1 protein-coding gene is annotated in these 1,661 nt (G+C 71.2%); it reads left to right on the top strand.

From position 1 onward, the window contains the following. Positions 1–1,661, top strand: a 1,661-nt coding sequence (locus ACP4J3_RS50605; RefSeq protein WP_426545038.1) for an amino acid adenylation domain-containing protein, incomplete at both ends; no start/stop codon positions are given.

Raw genomic sequence — 1,661 nt, 5'->3', positions numbered from 1 at the left:
CCGTCACCGCACTCGCGCCCGATCATCCCGCCTACGTCATCTACACCTCCGGCTCCACCGGCCGACCCAAAGGCGTCATCATGCCCGCGGGCGCGCTGGTGAACCTGCTGGAGTGGCACCACGAGGCGATCGGCGGCGAACCCGGCACGAGGACCGCGCAGTTCACGGCCATCAGCTTCGACGTCTCCGCGCAGGAGATGCTGTCGGCCCTGATGTCCGGCAAGACCCTGGTGATCCCGGACGAGGACGTTCGGCGGGACGCGGCCCGGTTCGTCGAGTGGCTGGACGAGCACGAAGTGGAGGAACTCTTCGCGCCCAACCTCGTCCTGGAGGCCGTCGCCGAGGCAGCCGTCGAGCAGGGACGTGCGCTGCCCCGGCTGCGGACCATCGCGCAGGCCGGCGAGGCCCTTACGCTGAGCCGCGTCGTCCGCGAGTTCCACGCCTCGGCACCAGAACGCGTGCTGCACAACCACTACGGCCCCACCGAGACCCACGTGGTCACGGCACACACCCTGAGCGACGACGCCGACAGCTGGCCGCTCACCGCGCCGATCGGCCGGCCGATCGCCAACACCCGGGCCTACGTCCTGGGTTCGGGGCTGGAGCTGGTGGCGCCCGGCGTGGTGGGGGAGCTGTACGTCGCGGGGGCCGGTGTCGCCCGCGGGTATCTGGGCAAGCCCGGTATGACGGCCGAGCGGTTCGTGGCGGACCCGTACGCTCCCGAGCCCGGTGGGCGGATGTACCGCACCGGTGACCTCGTGCGCTGGAACCAGGACGGCGAGCTGGAGTTCGTCGGCCGCGCCGACCACCAGGTCAAGATCCGCGGCTTCCGCATCGAACCCGGCGAGATCGAGAACGTCCTCACCGAGCACCCCCACATCACCCAGGCCGCCGTAGTCGTCCGCGAGGACCAGCCCGGCAGGACCCGGCTGGTGGCCTATGTGGTGGCCCGGGAGGCCCTGTGGCCCGAGGAGGCACGGGAGTTCGTCCGTGAGCGGCTGCCCGAACACATGGTGCCCTCGGCCATCGCACTCCTGGACCGCCTGCCGCTGACCGCCAACGGCAAGCTGGACCGCGCCGCCCTGCCCGCGCCCGACTTCGCGCCGACCGGATCCGGACGGCAGGCACGCACGCCGCAGGAGCAGATCATCTGCGATCTGTTCGCACAGGTGCTGGGGCTGCCCCGCGTCGGCGTGGACGACGACTTCTTCGAGCTCGGCGGCCACTCGCTGCTGGCCACCCGGCTGGTCGCCCGCATCCGTACCGCGTTCAGCGTCGAGATCGGCCTGCGCACGCTCTTCGAGGCACGGACCGCGGGCGCGGTCGCGGCCCGGCTCGACACCGCCGGGCCCGCACGGCTCGCCCTGACCAAGCAGCAACTGCCCGACGCCGTGCCCCTGTCGTTCGCCCAGCGGCGGCTGTGGTTCCTGCACAAGATGGAGGGGCCGAGCGCCACCTACAACATCCCACTGGCCCTGCGCCTGAATGGTGAGTTGGACCGTGACGCGCTGCGGGCCGCCCTCGGTGACGTGGTGGCCCGGCACGAGAGTCTGCGGACGGTGTTCCCCGAGTCTGACGGCACGTCGTACCAGCACGTCCTCGACAGCGTGAGCGTCGAGTTGCCCACCACGGACATCACCGAGACGGAACTGCCGGAGGCA

Origin of the sequence: Streptomyces sp. UG1 (genome assembly GCF_049974585.1) — a bacterium.
GTDB lineage: Bacteria > Actinomycetota > Actinomycetes > Streptomycetales > Streptomycetaceae > Streptomyces.
This window is presented reverse-complemented; position numbering and strand designations above follow the sequence as displayed.